A 19,085-nucleotide genomic window follows, 5' to 3' on the forward strand; every position below is an offset into this window, starting at 1 on the left:
CATGCGACCGGTAACCGAGTACGACCTCGTCGGTATCGGCATCGGCCCGTTCAACCTCGCGCTGGCGGCGCTCGCGGACGGCGCGGGGCGAACGCGGACGCTGTTCGTGGAGCAGAGCGAGCGGTTCTCCTGGCATCCCGGGATGCTGCTGGAAGGCACCGTGCTGCAAGTGCCGTTCCTGGCGGATCTCGTCAGCCTCGTCGACCCCACCAGCCGGTGGTCGTTCCTGAACTACCTGCGGGAACACGCCAGGCTGTTCCCGTTCTACTTCGCGGAACGGTTCCACGTCCCGCGCCAGGAGTACGACCACTACTGCCGCTGGGTGGCCGAGTCCCTGCCCAGCTGCCGGTTCGGCTCCCACGTCGAGGAGGTGAGCTGGAACGCGGAGACCGAGCGGTTCCTGGTGGGCTACCGCGATCTCGCCTCGGGGGAGCGCAGGACGGTTGCCGCGGGCAACGTGGTGATCGGGGTGGGCACAGCACCGGCGACGCCGTCCGCCTTCCACGGGCTGGTCGGCGAGGACATCGTCCACTCGAGCCGCTACCTGGACAGCAGGTCCCTGCTGCACGACGCGCGGGACATCACGCTGGTCGGCTCCGGCCAGTCCGGGGCGGAGATCTTTCTCGACCTGCTGCGCGAGCAACCCGCGCACGGGTGGCGGCTGCGGTGGCTGGCGCGTACCCCGGCGTTCGCGCCGATGGAGTACTCCAAGCTCGGGCTGGAGCACTTCACCCCGGACTACACCGCCTACTTCCGGCACCTGCCCGCGGAGACGCGCGCCCGGCTGGTTCCCGAGCAGTGGCAGCTCTACAAGGCGATCAGCGACGAGACGATCAGCGACATCTACGACCTGCTCTACGAGCGCGGGGTCGGCGGTCAGTGGCCGGATGTGACGCTGGCACCGAACGTGGAGGTCATCGCGGCGACACCGGCCGGATCCTCCGGTTACGAGCTGCTGTGCCGCCAGCGGGAGCAGCAGCGGGACTTCACCGTCAGCACCGACCGTGTCGTACTGGCCACCGGGTACGCGCCACGCGACGCCGAGTTCCTGCGGCCGGTACGGCACCTGATCGACTGGGACGAGCACGGCAGGTACCGGGTCGACGGTGACTACCGGGTGGGGCTGGACCCGCAGGTGACCGGCGGGCTGTACGTGCAGAACGCGGAGATGCACAGTCACGGTGTCGGCGCGCCCGACCTGACGCTCGGCGCGTGGCGCGCGGCGCGGATCCTGAACGATCTCGCGGACCGCCCCGTGTACTCGTTGCCGGAACGGGCAGCGTTCACCACCTTCGGGATACCCCACGATGCGGCGGAAGCGGCCGGAGCCCGCGAGCCCGGTGGGGCGACCGCCGGCAACGCGGGCGCCGCGACCCGGCGCGCGGGGGCGCGCGGTTGAGCGGCTGCCATGCCAGCGGCACGACCAGCACCCTCGCTGCTCATCGCGCTGCCCGTCGTGCGGGCTGCCGCGCTCTGCCCGGCCGCGGCTGCGGCAGCACCGCGCCCGGCATCCGATCGCACGACAAGGAGGATCACCGTGACCGTACCGCCGTCCACGCGCGCTGACGCGACACCGGAAGGGGACTGGAGCGAGCAGGCCGACTCGGCAGCGTGCGACGCGCTACTGCGCTGCTGGGTGCGCGAGACGGGGCTGCCGGTCCCGGACGCCGGGCCCGCCACGATCGACCTGCCGGCCAGCGGCACGCGGCTGGAGGCCGACGTCGCGTACCGCTCGCAGGCGGGTTTCCACCGGTTCGGGTCCGTGCGATTCCCGTCCGGTCAGCCGGTCAGTTCCGTGACGCTCGCCGCGTTGCTGGTGACCGAGTCGGTGGCGGCGCGCGGGGGAGGCCCGGACGCGGTGACCGAGCTCGTCGCGCGGGTGTCCGACTCCACGCGACGCATCGCGAGCTTCCTCTCCTCCCGCGCCGTCACGGCAGGCGATCCGGGCCGCACGCCGTTCCTCGAGGCCGAGCAGGCGCTCGTACTCGGGCACCCGCTGCACCCGGCTCCGAAGAGCAGGATCGGGCTGACCGAGTCGGAGGCCGGCAGGATCTCCCCGGAACTGCGGGGCCGCTTCCCGCTGCACTGGTTCGCCGCCGAGCGGTCCATCGTGGCCGCTGAGGGCGACGCGCACGGATGGCTGGCCCCCTTCGCACCCGAGACCCCGGAAGGGTATGTGGCGGTGCCTGCCCATCCCTGGCAGGCACGCGAGCTGCTGACACGGCCGGGCATCGCGCGGCTGCTCGCCGGTGACGCGCTGCGCGACCTCGGCCCGCACGGCCCGCAGTGGCACCCGACGGCCTCGCTGCGCACGGTGTACTCGCCAGGGGAGCGGGTGATGCTCAAGCTCTCCCTCGGGCTGCCCATCACCAACTCGAAGCGGGAGAACCTGCGTGTCGAGCTGCGGCGCGGGGTGGAGATCGACCGGCTGCTCGACGCGGGGCTCGCCGCCGAGCTCGCGCGGCACCATCCCACCTTCGGCATCGTCCGCGACCCGGCCTGGCTGGCCGTGGACCCGCCTGACGGCACCGGCCGCCCGGAGAGCGGGCTGGAGGTCGTGGTGCGGGCCAACCCGTTCGGCCCCGCGGACCGGGTGTGGTGCGTGGCCGGGTTGCTCGCCGACCGCCCCGGCCTCGGCGGTGCCGAGATCACCAGCGTGCTCGACACGCTGGCGGCGCGCACCGGCAAGGGCACGCAGGACGTCGCCGAGGACTGGTGCGCGCGGTACTTCGACGCCGTTGTCGCCCCGGTGCTGTGGCTGTACCGGCACTACGGGCTCGGCCTGGAGGCCCACCAGCAGAACACCCTCGTCGTGCTGGACGACGAGGGCCGGCCGTGCGGCGGGTGGTACCGCGACAACCAGGGCTACTACATCTCGCACCGGCGGGCCGGCGAGCTGGAGCGACTGCTGCCCGGGGTCGGGACCGCCGGCGACAACCGCTGCGCGGACGAGGTGATCGACGAGCGGCTCGGTTACTACGTCGGCGTCAACAACCTGCTCGGTCTCGTGGGCGCGTTCGGCTCGCTCGCCGGGTGCCGGGAGCGGCCGCTGCTCGAGCTGCTGCGCGAGCGCCTGCGCTCGTTCGCCGACCTGCCCCTGGCCACCGCGCTGGCGGACGCGGCCACCCTGCGCTGCAAGGCCAACCTGCTCACCCGGGTGGACGGGCTGGATGAGCTCGTCGGCCCGCTGGAGACGCAGTCGGTGTACTGCGAGATCCCCAACGCGTTCGCGGGATGAACCGGGACGCGCAGCCCCTGACCGGTACAGGAGGAGACCGATGTCCGTGACCGTGCCCCGTTCGCTCAACGAGCACACCTGGCACCTGGTCAGTAAGGAGTTGCTGGCCAAGACCCTCGGCGAGTTCTGCTACGAGTGCTTGCTGCGCCCCGAGCCGGTGGCAGGGGACACCTACCGGCTCGACCTGCCCGGCGGGGTCTCGTACCGGTTCGCCGCGCGCCGCGGTGCGTTCGGGGACTGGCGCGTGGACCCGGACCGGATCGAGCGGGTAGCGGGCGAGGGCAGCGAGGCGGCGAGCGACCCGCTCCTGTTCCTGCGGGAAGCCCACGACGTGCTGGGGATCAGCGGGAACACGGCCGGCCACCTGGCCTGCGAGCTCACCGCCACGCTCGCGGCCGACGCGCGGCTGCGCGGCCCGGGAGCGCCCACGGCGACCGAGCTGGCCGAGCTGCCGTACGCCGAGCTCGAGGGTTACCAGACGGGGCATCCGTGGCTGGTCCCGAACAAGGGGCGGATCGGATTCTCCGCAGGTGACACCGAGCGGTACGCGCCGGAGTCACGGCAGCCCGTCCGCCTGCCGTGGATCGCCGTGCACCGCTCGCTCGCCGACTACCGCGCCGTCGCCGGCCTGGACCGGGAGGTGTTGCTCGCCGGCGAGCTCGACGAGGACACGCGGCACCGGTTCACGGCGGCGCTGGCAGGCCACGGTGTGCCGCCGGAGGAGTACGAGTGGCTGCCGGTGCACCCGTGGCAGTGGGACGAGGTGGTCCTGCCGGTGTTCGCTGCCGATGTCGCGCACAAGCGGATCGTGCCGCTCGGCGAGGCTCCGGACCGCTACCGGCCGCAGCAGTCGATCCGCACGCTGAGCAACACCGACCACCCGCGACGGCACCACGTGAAGCTCCCGCTGTCGATTCTCAACACGCTCGTGTGGCGTGGTCTGCCTACCGAACGCACGGTCGCCGCTCCCGCGGTGACCTCCTGGGTACGCGGCCTCGCGGAGTCCGATCCGTTCCTGCGGGACGAGGCAGGCGCGATCCTGCTCGGCGAGGTGGCCTCGGTCGCGGTGCGGCACCGGGAGCTCGAGGACATCCCCGACGTGCCGTACCAGTACCGTGAGCTGCTCGGCGCGATCTGGCGCCAGCCGCTCGACGCGCGGCTGCGCGCTGGCGAGCGCGCCCGGACCCTGGCCTCGCTGCTGTACGTCGACGGCGACGACGAGGCGTTCGTGGCCGAGCTGGTGCGCCGGTCCGGGCTGGGCGCACAGGAGTGGTTGTCCCGCCTGTTCGCGGCGCTGCTTCCGCCGTTGCTGCACTTCCTGTACCGGTACGGCGTGGTGTTCTCGCCGCACGGGGAGAACACCATCGTGGTCTTCTCCGGCGAGGTCCCGGAACGCCTGGCCGTGAAGGACTTCGTCGACGACGTCAACGTCAGCGCGACCGGTGTCGACGAGCTGGACAGCATGCCGGCCGAAGTGGATTCCGTGTTGCTGCGCGAGCCGCCCGAGTTCCTGCGGCAGTTCATCCAGAGTGGCCTGTTCGTCTGTCACTTCCGCTACCTGGCTCCGATCGTCGAGCGGTACCTCGGGGTCGGCGAGGAGCGGTTCTGGGAGCTGGTCGCCGACGAGGTGCTCGCCTACCAGAAGCGCTTCCCGGAGCTCGCGGATCGCTTCGCGCTGTTCGACCTGTTCACTCCCGAGATCGACCGGCTGTGCCTCAACCGGAACAGGTTGCTGCTCGACGGCTACCGTGACCGGCCGGAGCGCCCGCACGCGGCGGTGCACGGCACCGTGGCCAACCCGCTGTACCACGCCCTGGCACGCCACCGGCCCGCACGTGGTGCCGGTAGCAGCGGGTGAGCCGGCACCCCCTGGCGAGGCGCCGCCCGCCCGTACCGCCGCGCGGGACACGATCAGGCGAGTGACCGGTGTGCCCCGACCGGTGTGACGCGGATACTGACCATGGAATGGTTGAAGCCACCGCACCGGGGGTATACGGACGACATGACACGCAACGTCGCGCAGAAGATCATCGCCGCACACCTGATCAGCGGCAGCATGGAGCCGGGCGAGGAGATCGCGCTGGCCATCGATCACACCCTCACCCAGGACGCGACCGGGACCCTGGTGATGCAGGAGCTCGAAGCCCTGGGGCTGGAGCGGGCGCGCACCGAGGTCAGCGTGCAGTACGTCGACCACAACCTGCTGCAGACCGACGAGCGCAACGCCGAGGATCACACCTTCCTGCACTCGGCGTGCTCGCGGTACGGACTGTGGTTCTCCAAGCCGGGCAACGGGGTCTCGCATCCCACGCACATGCAGCGCTTCGGTGTACCGGGCAAGACCATGGTCGGGTCCGACTCGCACACGCCTGCCGCCGGCTCACTCGGCATGCTCGCCATGGGCGTCGGCGGCCTGGAGGTGGCCATGGCCATCGCCGGGCGACCTCTCTACCTGCGCATGCCCGAGATCTGGGGGGTGCGCCTGACCGGGTCGCTGCCCCCGTGGGTCTCCGCCAAGGACGTGATCCTGGAGATGCTGCGACGGCACACGGTCGCGGGAGGCGTCAACCGGATCATCGAGTACCACGGCCCCGGGTTGGAGGGCCTGTCGGCGATGGACCGGCACGTGATCGCCAACATGGGTGCCGAGCTGGGGGCGACCACCACGATCTTCCCCGCGGACGAAGCCGTGCGCGAGTTCCTGACCGCGGAGGAGCGCGCGAGCGACTTCGTGCCGATCGCGGCCGACGAGGGCGCGACCTACGACGTCACCGAGGAGATCGACCTGTCCTCGCTGGTACCGCTGATCGCCAAGCCCTCCGCGCCGGACAACATCGCGGAGGTCTCCGAGGTGCAGGGCACCGAGGTCAGCCAGGTGGTGATCGGCTCATCGGCCAACCCGGGGCTGCGCGACTTCGCCGTTGCCGCGGCGATGGTGCGGGGGCGGCAGACCCACGACGCGGTCAGCTTCGACGTCAACCCGAGCTCGCGGGAGATCTTCGCCGACCTCACCAAGATGGGGGCCACGTTCGACCTGATCTCCGCCGGAGCGCGTATACACCAGGCGGGCTGCATGGGGTGCATCGGCATGGGGCAGGCACCCGCGGTGGGGCAGAACTCGCTGCGCACGTTCCCGAGGAACTTCCCAGGGCGCTCGGGCACCAAAGAGGACTCGGTGTGGCTGTGTTCCCCGGAGACCGCCGCCGCTTCCGCGCTGACCGGTGTGATCACCGATCCGCGTGAGCTCGCCGAGAAGCTCGACCTCGACTGGCCCCGGCTGGAGCTGCCTGCGCGGGCGTCGGTCAACACCGACATGCTCGTGCCGCCGCTTCCCGCCGAGGAGGCGACCCGGGTCGAGCTGGTCAAGGGGCCGAACATCTCGGCGCTGCCGGACTTCCCGCCGTTGCCCGAGCGGATCGAAGCACCGGTCCTGCTCAAGGTCGGTGACAACATCTCGACCGACGAGATCTCCCCCGCGGGAGCGCGCGCCCTGCCGTACCGCTCCAATATTCCCAAGCTCGCCGAGTTCACGTTCATCCCTGTCGACGAGACCTACCCGAAGCGGGCCGCGGAGCTCGCAGGCGGCAGCGGGCACATCGTGATCGGTGGTGAGAACTACGGGCAGGGTTCCTCACGGGAGCACGCCGCCATCACACCGCGTCACCTGGGGCTGCGCGTGGTCATCGCGAAGTCGTTCGCGCGGATTCACTGGCAGAACCTCGCCAACTTCGGGATCCTCGCTCTCGAGTTCCTCGACGCCGCCGACTACGACCGCATCGGGGCAGGGGACAAGCTGGTGCTCGAGGCGGCCCGCGAGGCGGTGCGCGCGGGCGACGAGCTGACGATGCACAACGTGTCCCGGTCGGAGAGCTACCCGCTGCGGCACCGCCTGTCGCAACGCCAGGTCGACTGCGTGCTCGCGGGTGGGATGATCCCGTTGCTCGCCGGTTCGTGACGCGACAGGTCACCGGTCGCGTGCCGACCATGCCGAGACGGCACGCCCGGACATCCCGGTGGACGCGGAAGTCGTGCGACGTTAGTGTTACTCACTGGTAACGTTAAGCCGAGTCAGGCAGGCTGGTGACACATGGCGTGGATGATCTATGGAGCGAGCGGGCACACCGGCCACCTGGTGACGGAGCTGGCTGCCGCGCGCGGGCTGCGCCCGGTCCTTGCGGGGCGCAGCGCGCAGCGGCTGCGGCCGATAGCCGACCGGTTCGGCCTCGAGTACAGGGTGTTCGATCTGGTCAGCCCTGCCGCGGTGCGTGAGGGGTTGCGCGGGATCGACGCCGTGGCGCACTGCGCGGGCCCGTTCTCCGCGACCGCGCGCCCGATGGTCGACGCGTGCCTTGCCGCCGGTGTCCACTATCTCGACATCACCGGCGAGATCGACGTTTTCGAGGACGTGTACGCGCGTCATGCCGAGGCCGAGCGCGCAGGGGTCGTGCTGTTACCCGGCGCGGGCTTCGATGTCGTCCCGACCGACTGCGTCGCAGCGGTTCTCGCCGAGCGGCTGCCGCGGGCGAACTATCTCGACCTGGCGTTCAGCGCACACGTCGCGCTCGGCCCTGGGACGGTGAAGACCGTCATCGAGGGTGCGGGCGATGGTGGCCGCGCGCGAGTCGACGGCACGCTTCGGCACGTCGCGCTCGGGCACAAACGGGTCACGGCGGCGTTCCCGGCTGGAGAGCGGGTCGTGACGGCGATCCCGTGGGGTGATGTCAGTTCCGCGTACCGCTCCACAGGGATCCCGAACATCACGACCTACACGGTGGTGCCGGGCGGAACCGTGCTCCCGGCATTCCAGCGGATCGGCGCCCCGCTGCTGCGTCGCGCCACCGTGCAGCGCGCGGCTCGTTCCGTTGCCGACCGTGTCGTGCGGCGCGGGGCCGAGCTGGACTCGCGGGGAGGGTCGCAGGTGTGGGGGGAGGCCCGTGACCCGTCGGGCAGGCGCGTCACGATGACGCTGCGCGGCCCGAACGCGCTACCCCTCACAGCGGACGGCGTGGTCCGGAGCGCGGAGCGGCTGGCGGCCGGAGAGGTTCCGCCGGGTGCGCACACCCCGTCCACGGCGTTCGGTGCGCGCTTCGCCGCCGAGCTGGACGGCGTCGAGCTCGGTGAGCCGGTCCAGACCTGACGTAGCACGCCGGCCGCTCCGGTGCCGGTGCGCGCGAGGTCCCGGTGAGGCCGGGATCAGTCCCCCGAAGCCGGCAGGTGCGCGTGGCGGTGCCGCTGGTCGTCGCGTGCCGTGCGGTCGGCTTCCGGCTGCGCGCCGCCGTCACCGTCGCTCGGTGCCGGTGCGCCCGGTTCGGACAGGTCCGGAATCGGCGCCGAGCCTGCCCGGTCCTGGTCCGGGTCCTCCTGCCTGGCCAGCGCCTTCTTGCGTCGCTTCCGGCGAACAACGAGCGCGAGAACGGCTACGAGCAGCGCGAGCAGGATCCAGCTGCCGTACCCGATGGCCTCCTCGATCTGGCGTGCCGCTTTACCGGCGGCGGCCCCGACGAGGATGTGCAGCCCGCACCACGTGATCCCGGCGACCGCGGAGGCAGGCAGGAACTTCCGGAAGGGCAGACCCGCCGCACCGGCCGCCGCGGGCACGAGCGTGCGCATCACCGGGAGGTAGATGGCGATCATCACCGCGATCGTGCCCCTGCGGCGCAGGAACCGGGTGGCGGAGTCCCAGCTCTGGCCCCCGTACCGGCGGACGGGTCTGGTCTGCCGGATGCGTGGCCCGAAGAACCTCCCCAGCCCGTAACCGATGCAGTAACCGAGGATCGCGCAGAGCGAGGTGACGGCCCAGATGGTCAGGAACGTGCCCGTCGTGGTCGCGGTCGTCCCCACAACCAGGAGGCCGGCCTCACCAGGTGCGACCATCCCGAAGCCGAGCGTGGTTTCCGCCGCGACGAGCAGGCCGGCGGCCAGCATCAACAGTTCCTGCGGCAGGCTGGCCAGCCATGCGAGAAGCTCCGTGATCACAGAGGGTCCTAGTCGTGGCGTGACGCCGGCACGAGGCCGCGCGACGATCGGTTACATCCTGCGGTCCCGCGCCCGAGCGGTGTGCCACGGTGCCCGGAGCGTGCTGCGCCGTACATTGACCGGCCGTCGACTCCGCCCTGCGAGCCCGGAACTCCTTCCGTCACCATACGCGGGCTCACCCGCTGGCGTTACACGCGCATCCGGCAGTGCGATGCGCTGTGAGTCACCTCACCGGTAGTCAGCCGGCGTGCGGGCACTGCCGGGTAGCCACGCCCGCTGCCTCAGGAACGCCCGTCCGGGTCCGGCGTGACCCCGGTCAGCCGTGCGGTGAGTGCCCAGAACCGGTCGCCGAGCTCGGTGTCGCGTGCCGGGCGCAGCGGCTTGACCGCGGTCGGCGCACCACGCAGCTGGCGGAACCCGTCCGGACCGAAGTACTGGCCACTCTCGACCTCCGGTGCCGTCGCCGCGTGCAGCTGGGGCAGGGCGCCGCGGTTCACGCTCTGGGCCAGGACGGCGTCGCTGAACCACGAGCCCGCCCGGAGTACCCCGGAGACCAGCGGGTTGCGGTAGCTGCCTGCCATCGAGCCTGCCAGGCCGGTGGCCGTGAGGCCGGGGTGCGCCGCGACGCTGCTGACGGGCTCACCGGCCGCCTGCAGCCTGCGGTGCAGCTCGAGGGCGAACACCTGGTTGGCGAGTTTGGACTGGCCGTAGGCGCCCCACGGGTTGTAGGTACGGCGCTCGTAGTTGGGGTCGTCGAGGTCGATCTTGGCCTGCGTCGCGGCGATGCTGGACACCGAGACGACGCGGGCGCCGGTTGCCGACCCGCGCAATGCGGGCATGAGCAGCCAGGTGAGCGCGGCGTGCCCGAGATGGTTGGTGCCGAACTGCAGCTCGAACCCGTCCTCGGTGGATCCCTTGGGTAGCGCCATGATGCCGGCGTTGTTCACCAGCACGTCCAGCCGGTCTCCGGTGATCTCCCGGATCTCGGTCGCGCTCTGCCGTACGGTGGCCAGATCGCCGAGATCGAGCTGCACGAGCCGGGGTTTGCTGCCCGTGGCTTGCCGGGTTACCGCATCGAGGGCGCTCTGGCCGCGTTCCGGCGAGCGGCAGGCGAGCAGCACGTGCGCGCCCTTGCCGGCCAGCACGCTCGCCGTCCGGAGCCCCAGGCCGGAGTTCGCCCCTGTGACCAGCACGGTCTTTCCCGACTGGTCGGGGATGCGTGACTCGTCCCAGCTGTCGGTTCGAGGGGATTGATCTGCCATGGCATCACCCTACTGGTCGTAGGTGGACCGGACGACCCTGTGTTGGCATGCGCTGTCAGGTGCCGTCAGGCGCTCCGCGCGAGCATGCGGAGCACCTGGCCCTTGGAACGCTCGCTGCGCGCGGCACCGTGCGCGGCACCGTGCCGGGTCAGCGCGAGGAACGCCGCACCGACCCTGGCGGCTTCGGCCGGGGACTCGTCCGGTTCGGCCAGGCCCGCGGCGACCGCGAGTACGCGCTGTTCCCGCTCGAGCGCGGCGGTGCCCACATCCGGATACCGTTCCAGGTTGGCGTCCAGCACGGCGCGCAGGGTGGGGTGCTCGTCCGCGGCCCGTCGCCAGGCTCGGGAGACACCGTCGGAGGGGTCGCCGGAGAGGTCGTCGCCGCCCTCGCCGGAGGCGTCCCCGTCGTCCGGCCGGCCGAGCTCCGCGCGCAGCCGGCCCGTCATCAGTTGCATCCAGTGATAGTGCAGGGCGAGCAGCAGCTCCCGCTCGTCGCGGAACACCTGCCCGGCGCCGACCTCGGTGAACGGCAGCGGACCGTCCGGGGCCCGTTCCGCCGCGTGCAGGACGGCTGCGATGGTGTCGCGGCGCCTGTAGAAGTCCTCCCAGCTCATGGCCTGTCTCCTTCCCCGCTGATGCCCTGTGCTCCCCCGCTGTGCGCACGCGGGACACACGCGGACGCAGCATGCTGACTCGGGCGTGGCGCCGAGCTCCGTGACCTGCGTCATACCGTGAGTGTGCGGCATACTGACGGTACGGTCCGACAGCTCGAAGTTACCATGCGCGGGCGCGGGAGAAGGGCTTGTAAGCTTGTGAGGGTGGTGACAATGCGGTCCAGACGGCTGGATTACTCGGAGTCGACGCGGACCGCGCTCGTGGAGAGCGCGGTCACCCTGTTCACCAAGCGTGGCTACGCCGGCACCTCGCTCGACGAGATCGCCAAGCGCGCACGGGTGACCAAGGGCGCGCTGTACCACCATTTCAGCGGAAAGCAAGCGCTCTTCGAGGCCGCTTTCGACGCGGTCGAGCGGCGGGTGCACACCAAGCTCACCGAGGTGACCGAAGGTGACGGCGCGCCGTGGGACCGTGCCGTCGACGGCCTGCGCACGTTCCTCACGATCTGCCTGGAGCCGGAGTACCAGCGCATCGTGATCCACGAGGCCCCTGTCGTGATGGGTGCCGAACGGTGGCGCGAGGCGGAGAGCCACTACAGCTACGGCGTGATCCGGTCCATCCTCAATGACCTGATCGACTCGGGTTACCTCGTCCCGGTCCCGCTCGACGTGACCGCCAACCTGCTGTTCGGGGCCCTGTCGGCGGCGGCGTCGATGATCGCCGGTTCCGCCGACCCCAAGGACGTCAGTGCCCGGACCGAGGAGGTCATCGTGCAGGTCCTGCGTTCGGTCCGGGCGAGCGCTCAGGCCGGTAGGCCGGAAACGGACGCGGGGTCGGCACGGGGGAAGAAGGCCCCCGCGGCCATCGCGGACAAGATCAGGACCAAGGTCGCAGGCGACCCGTCCGGTGCGGGGGAGCGGTAGTCCGCTGTCCCGAGGGCACGCCGTCGCACCCAGCGCGGCTTCGTGCCGGTGTGGCCCCGCCGCCTGCGCGGTCAGTCCTGGAACGCGAACGTCACGCCGGGTGCCTGTGCCTCCCGGCCCTCGGCGCGATCCAGGCTGCGCTGGTCGTCGACGGCGAGGTCGCCGTCCAGGGCGGCGAGCACGGCCTCGCGGGCGAGCGGCAGCACCTCGTCCACGGTCACATCGCGGCCGAGCTCGGCCGACAGTGACGTCACGCCGGCGTCGCTGATGCCGCACGGCACGATGCGGTCGAACGCCGTCATGTCCGGGTTACAGTTGATCTCGAACCCGTGCATGGTCACGCCCTGCTGGACGCGGATGCCCAGCGCGGCGATCTTGCGTTCGGGCCCGCGCCGGTCCGCGGGTAACCAGACGCCGCTCCTGCCGTCCACCCGGCCGGTGTGCACCCCGAGCCGGTCACACACGCTGATCAGCGCTTGCTCGAGGCGGCGCACGTAGTGCAGCACGTCGATCGGATCGGCGAGCTTGATGATCGGGTAGCCGACAAGCTGACCCGGACCGTGCCAGGTGATCTTCCCGCCGCGGTCCACATCGATGACCGGGGTGCCGTCCGCGGGGCGCTCGGCGTCCTCGGTGCGCTTTCCTGCCGTGTACACCGACGGGTGTTGCAGCAGGAGCAGCGTATCGGGCTGGTCCCGCTCCACGCGTGCGGTGACGAGATCGCGCTGCAGGTCCCACGCCCGGGAGTACTCGATGGTGCCGACCTCGCGAACGACGACCGGCTCACTGGATTCGCGGCAGCTGGGGTACGAGTCCGTCACGACGCGAGCGTACCGCGCCCGCGGTGCCGCCCGGGAGTGGACGGCACGGGTCCCGGCGTCACAGCAGGTCACCGAGGGCGGTGTCGAGCTCGGTATGGGCGAACTCGAATCCTGCCGAGCTCAACGCGGCCGGTAGGACGCGCTGGCTGATCAGTGCGGTCTCCTCGGCTGCCTCGCCGAGAGCGACACGCAGCACCGGTGCCGGCACCGTCCACGGCGCCGGTCGGTTCACCTGCCGGGCGAGCGCCCGTGTGAACTCGCGGTTGGTGACGGGGCTCGGCGCGCACAGGTTCAGCGGCCCGGAGACGGAGCCGTGCTCGACGGCGAACCGGATCGCGGCGACCTCGTCGGACAGGCTGATCCAGGACATGTACTGCGCCCCGGACCCCAGGCGGCCACCGAGAGCGAGCAGGAACACCGGCCGGAGGAGCCGGAGCAGCCCACCGTGACCGGCGAGGACCAGGCCCGTGCGCACCGACACCACCCGGGTACCCGCCTCGCGTGCCGGTCCGGTCGCGCGCTCCCACTCCACGCACAGCTGTGCCATGAACCCCTCGCCGGGGCCGCGCGACTCGTCCACGGCGACGCCGGCGGTGTCGCCGTAGTAGCCGATCCCGGAGGCATTGACCAGGACGGGCACCCCGCGCTCGGCGACCGCCTCGGCGAGCACCTCGGTTGGCTCGATCCTGCTGTTGCGGATCATCTGCTTGCGTGCCGCGCTCCAGCGGCCGAGCAGGGACGACCCGCACAGGTTCACCACGGCATCGACACCGTCCAGAGCCCCGTCCGCGAGCGTGCCACGCGGGGGATCCCAGTGGCGCTCGTCCTCGGCGGCCGGTTCCCGGCGCACCAGTCTGAGGACCTCATGCCCCGCGCGACGCAGCTCGTCGACGAGTGCGCTGCCGATGAACCCGCTCGACCCCGCGATGAGAATCCGCATGTCGAGACCCTATCGCCTGTGCGGGATCCTGTGTGCGCGTTCCGCTGCGCGGGCCGCGTACCGGATCCCGCACAGCGGACCGGGGGCGCGCGGTTACAGGCCGAGCTCGCTTTCGAACGCGGCCTCCTCGAGCCGGTGCTTGATCGTCGTCAGGAAGCGGCCCGCGTCCGCGCCGTCGACCAGCCGGTGGTCGTAGGTCAGCGCGAGGTAGGCCATGGACCTGATGGCGATGGTGTCGTTGCCATCCATATCGCTGATCACCACCGGTCGCTTGACCACGGCACCCACACCGAGGATCCCGGACTGCGGCTGGTTGATGATCGGGGTGTCGAACAGCGCGCCGTTGCTGCCGAGGTTGGTGACCGTGAAGGTGCCACCGGAGAGCTCCTCCGGGGTGATCTTGTTGGTCCGGGTGCGCTTGGCGAGGTCGTCGATCCGGGTGGCGAGTCCCGCGAGGTTGAGGTCTCCCGCGTTGTGCAGCACCGGAGAGATCAGCCCACGGTCGGTGTCCACCGCGACGGCGAGGTGCTCGGCGTCGTAGTAGGTGATCTGCTGGGCTTCCTCGTCGAGATAGGCGTTGACGTTCGGGTGCTGCTTGAGCGCTTCCACCGTGGCCTTGGCGAAGAACGGCAGGAACGTGAGCTTGACGCCCTCGCGTTCGAGGAACGCGGCCTTGGCCTGCTCACGCAGTCGGGCGATCTTGGTGACGTCGACCTCGTGTACCTGCGTGAGCTGGGCCGAGTTCTGCAGTGACTCCTTGGTCCGCTTCGCGATGGTCAGCCGGACCCGGTTCGCCTTCTGCGTCGTGCCGCGCATCCCCGAGGTGTCCTCGGCGGGTGCGGCGGTCGCCGAGGAGCCCGCCGCGGGCCCCCCTTGCGGACCCTGCGCCGCCGGAGCGGCCGGTTCCGCCGCGGGCGCCTGCTGCTTGGCCTCGATCGCGGCGGTGACGTCCTGCTTGCGGATCCGGCCGCCGACCCCGCTTCCCTGCAGCGAGTTCAGGTCGATGCCGTGCTCGGACGCGAGCTTGCGCACCAGCGGTGTGACATAGGGAGTCGACGCGGTGCCGTCGGCCGGTGCCGCACCGTCCCCGGACGGCCCCCCGGACGGCCCCCCGGACGGCGCTGCCGTCTCGGGTGCGGCGTGGCGGCCGGAGTTCGCGGCTGCCGCGGGTTCCTCCGCCTGCTGCGGCTGGGCCTGTTGCGGCTGGGCCTGCTCCCGCTGAGCCGGTTGGGACGGGGCAGGTTGGGCTTGCTGCTGGGCTTGCTGCTGGGGCTGCTGCTGGGGCTGCTCGGCGGCGGCCGGGGATGCCGGGGCGTCGCCGATCACCGCGAGGCGGCCGCCGACCTCCACGGTCTCGTCCGCCTGCGCCGTGATCTCCAGGAGCGTGCCCGCGACGGGGGAGGGTACCTCGGTGTCGACCTTGTCGGTGGAGATCTCCAGCAGGGGTTCGTCCACCTCGACGCGGTCGCCCTCCTGCTTGAGCCACCGGGTGACGGTGCCTTCGGTGACGCTCTCACCGAGCTCGGGCAGCGTCACCGGGGTGCCGCCACCCCCGGACGTCGCCGGTGCGGGCCCTGCCGGCTGCTGGGCCGGCTGCTGGGGCGCCTGCTGGGCCGCTTGTTGGGGCGCCTGCTGTGTGGCCTGCTGGGCGGCATCCTGCTCGGCAGCGGGCTGCTGGGCTTGCTGCTGTGTCTGCGGCTGGGCTTGCTCGGCCGGGGCGGCGTCGCCCCCCGAGCCGTCATCGATGACGGCGAGCTCGGCGCCCACCTCGACGGTCGTGTCCTGGGTTGCGACGATCCGCGTCACGGTGCCGGAGACGGGGGAGGGTACCTCGGTGTCGACCTTGTCGGTGGAGATCTCCAGCAGGGGTTCGTCCACCTCGACGCGGTCGCCCTCCTGCTTGAGCCACCGGGTGACGGTGCCTTCGGTGACGCTCTCGCCGAGTTCCGGCAATGTGAGGGAGAAGGCCATCTCTTGCTGACTCCTCAGTGTCTGTTTCGAAGCCGGTTGTTCACGGTAGTCGTGCGCTCGGCCGTGATCAGCCGTGCACGTGCAAGGGCTTGCCCGCGAGCGCGAGATGCGCCTCGCCGAGCGCTTCGGTCTGCGTGGGGTGGGCGTGGATCAGGGGGGCGACGTCTGCGGGGAACGCCTCCCAGTTGTAGATCAGTTGTGCTTCCCCGATGAGCTCACCGACGCGGTCGCCCACCAGGTGCAGGCCGACGACCGGACCGTCCGGTGCCTGGATCAACTTCACCGCTCCGGATGTCTTCAGGATCTGGCTCTTGCCGTTCCCCCCGAGATCGTAGGTGAAGGTGGTGACGTCGGATCCGTAACGCTGGCGAGCCTCGTCCTCCGACAGCCCCACCGAGGCGACCTCGGGATGGCAGTAGGTCACCCGGGGAATGCCTGCCTCGTCGATCGGCTCCGGGTTCAGACCCGCGATGTCCTCGGCCACGAAGATCCCTTGTGCGAACCCGCGGTGGGCGAGCTGCAGTCCGTCGACGATGTCCCCGACAGCGTAGACGCCGGGCAGGTTGGTACGCATGCGCTCGTCGGTGGTGACGAAGCCGCGGTCCATGGCGACGCCCACCTCGGAGTAGCCGTGGCCCGCCGTGTTGGGTCCCCTGCCGACGGCAACGAGCAACAGATCGGCGTCCAGTGTCTCGCCGGACTCCAGCGAGACGGTCACCCCGTTGTCGGTCTGGGCCGCCTCGGTGAACTTCACCCCTGTCTTGAACCCGATCTTGCGGCGGCGGAAGGCACGTTCCAGCTGCTTGGACGCGAACTCGTCCTCAGCGGGCACCAGCCGGGGGAGAGCCTCGACGATCGTCACGTCGGCACCGAAGGAGGCCCAGACGCTGGCGAACTCGACTCCGATCACGCCCCCGCCCAGCACGACGACCTTGTCGGGTACGTAGTCCAGCGTGAGTGCCTGCTCGCTGGCCACGATGCGGCCGCCCAGCTCCAGTCCGGGTAGGGTCTTGGAGTAGGAGCCGGTGGCCAGCAGTACGTTCCGGCCGGTGTACCTGGTCCCGTCGACCTCGACGGTGTGCTGGTCGACCAACGTTCCGCTGCCCTCGACGAAGGTCACGCCGTGGGCCTTGGTCAACCCCTGCAGACCCTTGTACAGGCGGCTGACGATGCCGTCCTTGTACTTGTTGACCCCTGCGATGTCGACGCCGTCGAAGGTGGCCTTCACCCCGAACTGGTCGCTGTCGCGTGCCGCGTCCGCGATCTCGGCCGCGTGCAGCAGGGCCTTGGTCGGGATGCAACCACGGTGCAGGCACGTCCCTCCCAGCTTGTCCTTCTCGATCAGGGTTACGGAAAGGCCCAACTCGGCCGCACGGAACGCCGCGGCATAGCCGCCCGATCCGCCACCAAGGATCACCAGGTCAGCGGATGTATCAGACACTTCGAACTCTCCTTGCGAAGGCGACGACAATGGGTCGTGGTCGTACGCTGCCGACGGTACGGTCCCGCCGGTGGCACACGTCATCTTGTCACTACGGTTGCCACGGTAGCGAGTTACCCGCGAGTGCGCGTGAGCAACAGGCACGTGATCGTGGTGATAATGGAGACAGCAGCACGGCCGTGGCCGGTGGATTACGCGCGGTCGTACTTGTCGTGCCGGTGGAGCCGGTGACCGAGCGCCGCGCGCGCGAGCGTGGCCCGACAGGAGCTGAGGTGGTTCTCGGTGGGTCTTTTCGACTCGTTCCGCAAGCGTCGCAAGTCGGGTGGGGCGCCAGGAGGTGTGCGCAAGTCGACGTCGAACGACATCGCGCACCTCGATGAGTGGGCCGCCCAGCGGCGGGGAGTCGAGGCGTTCGTCGAACCCCCCACCCGGATCACGGAGACGACCGTCGTACTCATCGCGCATGACGGCGAATGGACCCGTCGCAGGATCGGCAGCCTGGATGCCGCCCAGGAGTTCGGGCACAAGCGGTCGATGCCGGTCTACGAAGTATCCAAGGTCGGTTACCCGCAACGCATGCGCGACTACACCGAGCGCCAGAAGATCCTCGACAGGCGGCGGCGGGAACGGGGCGAGGCGTGACCGGCCCGTCCGTGTGCTCCGGTTCACCGGCATTGCTCCAGCAGGTGCAGGTGCCGTTCCAGTAGCGGGCGGAAGCCGGTGTGCATGCTCGTGCCGAGCTGCGGATCCCACTCGGCCGCGTACCACGTCGTCGCGCCACGGCCCGCCGCGCCGTCGTCGCGGGCTCCCGTGCGTGCCGCGGACCGGCCCCGCACCAGCAGTACGAGCACGCCGGTCGGGCCGGGAGCGCTGATCACGATGCCGCGTTCGGTGCTGCTGTACAGCTCGGCGGCGCCGAGTAGCCGGGGGAAGACCACATCGGACGGCAGGCCGTCACAGGTCCGCAGGAACTCCCGGTAGTCCGCCGGTAGCGCCACGCCGAGCGTGCGCTCCGCCTCGCTCACCCGATGCTCCGGAGCGGGGGAGGGCACCGGCGGAGGCTCGACGTCGGGATGATGCCGGGCCGCCAGGATCGCGGAGACGAGCTCGCCCATGGTGCGCTCACCCGATCTGTCGCGGTGCTCCCTCGGGTGCCTGCCGCGCAGCACGGCCTGCAGCTCGCCCGCGCAGCGCTGTGCCCACGAGTCACCGACGCCGAGGGGCCCGGCGAGTGCGCCCTCCAGCAGCAGCCCCGCGAGGTTGCGGCATCCTGCCAGCATCGCCACCGGTGGCCACGCCCTTCCGCGCGCCGCGAAGGCCCAGCGGTGCAGCGCAGCACGCGCGAGCTCGATGTCCCCGGCGAGCGCGGCGTCATCGGCTTCGGCCGCGATCGGGCGCAGCGGGTCGGCAGGCTCCGGCTCCGCGCCGTCCCCGGACCGTGCGTCGCTGCTCGCGAGGTCGCCCGCCAGCTCGGTGGCCGCCTCCGCGCCGGCATCTCCCACGAGCCGGCCGAGCAGGTCGCTCGGGGCGTGCTGCCGCCTGCTCAGGTACGCGCGATGCGCCCGCTGCTCGGCATTGAGGTCGGGCGGCACGAGCTCGGCAGCCCACCCCGGCACCGCTGGCCGGTGGGCGGCCAGTACCACCACCGCCCGCCGCGTCACCGCGTCGGTGAACAACTCCTCGACGGCCGATCCCGCCGTGCGACGCCACGTGGTGATCAACCGGTCCGACTCGCCTGCGAACCCGCAGCCCGCGAGCAGGACCGCGGCGTGGCCGACCGTGGCTGCCAGCCGGGCGGGCGGCGCGGTCAGCGCGGTCGAGGCCGCCAGCTCGACGTAGGAGTCCGGATCCCAGTCAGTGACCGGGGGCGCCGGGACCGGACCGTGCGGCGGGTACAT

General features: G+C 71.1%; 14 protein-coding genes and 1 pseudogene. 7 read left to right on the forward strand and 8 right to left on the reverse strand.

The annotated features are described in order from the left end of the window. The first annotated feature begins 1 nt into the window (after window position 1). From H0B56_RS08485 to H0B56_RS08505, 5 genes are all read left to right on the forward strand, one after another. On the forward strand, window positions 2-1,399 hold the full coding sequence (locus H0B56_RS08485) for a lysine N(6)-hydroxylase/L-ornithine N(5)-oxygenase family protein (protein WP_180892444.1): 1,398 nt from the start codon (window positions 2-4) through the stop codon (window positions 1,397-1,399). Window positions 1,400-1,537: 138 nt separating this feature from the next. Continuing rightward, window positions 1,538-3,238 (forward strand): IucA/IucC family protein, encoded by a 1,701-nt coding sequence (locus H0B56_RS08490; RefSeq protein WP_343063812.1) that lies wholly within the window; start codon window positions 1,538-1,540, stop codon window positions 3,236-3,238. Window positions 3,239-3,278: 40 nt separating this feature from the next. Next, window positions 3,279-5,096 (forward strand): IucA/IucC family protein, encoded by a 1,818-nt coding sequence (locus tag H0B56_RS08495; RefSeq protein WP_180892446.1) that lies wholly within the window; start codon window positions 3,279-3,281, stop codon window positions 5,094-5,096. 144 nt (window positions 5,097-5,240) lie between these two features. Beyond that, window positions 5,241-7,193 carry an aconitate hydratase gene (locus tag H0B56_RS08500; RefSeq protein WP_180892447.1) on the forward strand — a complete coding sequence of 651 codons (1,953 nt, stop codon included), beginning with the start codon at window positions 5,241-5,243 and terminating at the stop codon, window positions 7,191-7,193. A gap of 132 nt (window positions 7,194-7,325) precedes the next feature. Beyond that, entirely contained in the window at window positions 7,326-8,375 is a 1,050-nt protein-coding gene (locus H0B56_RS08505) for a saccharopine dehydrogenase family protein (RefSeq protein WP_180892448.1), read from the forward strand. Between the two features lie 56 nt (window positions 8,376-8,431). Here H0B56_RS08505 and H0B56_RS08510 read toward each other — a convergent pair whose 3' ends face one another. The 3 genes from H0B56_RS08510 to H0B56_RS08520 all read right to left on the reverse strand — a co-directional run bounded on the left by H0B56_RS08510 (window position 8,432) and on the right by H0B56_RS08520 (window position 11,090). Next, window positions 8,432-9,214, reverse strand: a complete 783-nt coding sequence (locus H0B56_RS08510; protein WP_343063813.1) for a DedA family protein — start codon at window positions 9,212-9,214, stop codon at window positions 8,432-8,434. 281 nt (window positions 9,215-9,495) lie between these two features. Next, window positions 9,496-10,476: an oxidoreductase gene (locus tag H0B56_RS08515; RefSeq protein ID WP_180892449.1), complete on the reverse strand. Its 981-nt coding sequence runs from the start codon at window positions 10,474-10,476 to the stop codon at window positions 9,496-9,498. Window positions 10,477-10,541: 65 nt separating this feature from the next. Beyond that, window positions 10,542-11,090: a hypothetical protein gene (locus tag H0B56_RS08520; RefSeq protein WP_180892450.1), complete on the reverse strand. Its 549-nt coding sequence runs from the start codon at window positions 11,088-11,090 to the stop codon at window positions 10,542-10,544. A gap of 213 nt (window positions 11,091-11,303) precedes the next feature. Here H0B56_RS08520 and H0B56_RS08525 point away from each other — a divergent pair. Then, a pseudogene (locus tag H0B56_RS08525) lies at window positions 11,304-11,885 on the forward strand (TetR/AcrR family transcriptional regulator); the annotation flags it as partial. A gap of 200 nt (window positions 11,886-12,085) precedes the next feature. On the opposite strand, the gene lipB reads toward H0B56_RS08525, so the two are convergent. From lipB to lpdA, 4 genes are all read right to left on the reverse strand, one after another. After that, window positions 12,086-12,835 carry a lipoyl(octanoyl) transferase LipB gene (gene lipB / locus H0B56_RS08530; protein WP_180892452.1) on the reverse strand — a complete coding sequence of 250 codons (750 nt, stop codon included), beginning with the start codon at window positions 12,833-12,835 and terminating at the stop codon, window positions 12,086-12,088. A 58-nt stretch (window positions 12,836-12,893) separates the two neighbouring features. Continuing rightward, a complete protein-coding gene (locus H0B56_RS08535; protein WP_180892453.1) occupies window positions 12,894-13,775 on the reverse strand; it encodes a TIGR01777 family oxidoreductase in 882 nt (293 codons plus the stop codon). A 93-nt stretch (window positions 13,776-13,868) separates the two neighbouring features. After that, entirely contained in the window at window positions 13,869-15,746 is a 1,878-nt protein-coding gene (gene sucB / locus H0B56_RS08540) for a 2-oxoglutarate dehydrogenase, E2 component, dihydrolipoamide succinyltransferase (protein WP_180892454.1), read from the reverse strand. 67 nt (window positions 15,747-15,813) lie between these two features. Then, the gene (gene lpdA, locus H0B56_RS08545; RefSeq protein ID WP_180892455.1) at window positions 15,814-17,187 is read right to left on the reverse strand and encodes a dihydrolipoyl dehydrogenase; all 1,374 of its coding nucleotides are present in this window, start codon (window positions 17,185-17,187) and stop codon (window positions 15,814-15,816) included. A 282-nt stretch (window positions 17,188-17,469) separates the two neighbouring features. On the opposite strand from lpdA, the gene H0B56_RS08550 reads away from it, so the two are divergent. Beyond that, window positions 17,470-17,829 (forward strand): oxidoreductase, encoded by a 360-nt coding sequence (locus H0B56_RS08550; RefSeq protein WP_180892456.1) that lies wholly within the window; start codon window positions 17,470-17,472, stop codon window positions 17,827-17,829. Between the two features lie 23 nt (window positions 17,830-17,852). Here the strand turns inward: H0B56_RS08550 and H0B56_RS08555 are convergent, their stop codons facing one another. After that, on the reverse strand, window positions 17,853-19,085 hold the full coding sequence (locus tag H0B56_RS08555; protein ID WP_180892457.1) for an SMI1/KNR4 family protein: 1,233 nt from the start codon (window positions 19,083-19,085) through the stop codon (window positions 17,853-17,855).

The sequence above is a fragment of the Haloechinothrix aidingensis genome (assembly GCF_013450155.1).
Taxonomy (GTDB): Bacteria; Actinomycetota; Actinomycetes; order Mycobacteriales; family Pseudonocardiaceae; genus Haloechinothrix; species Haloechinothrix aidingensis.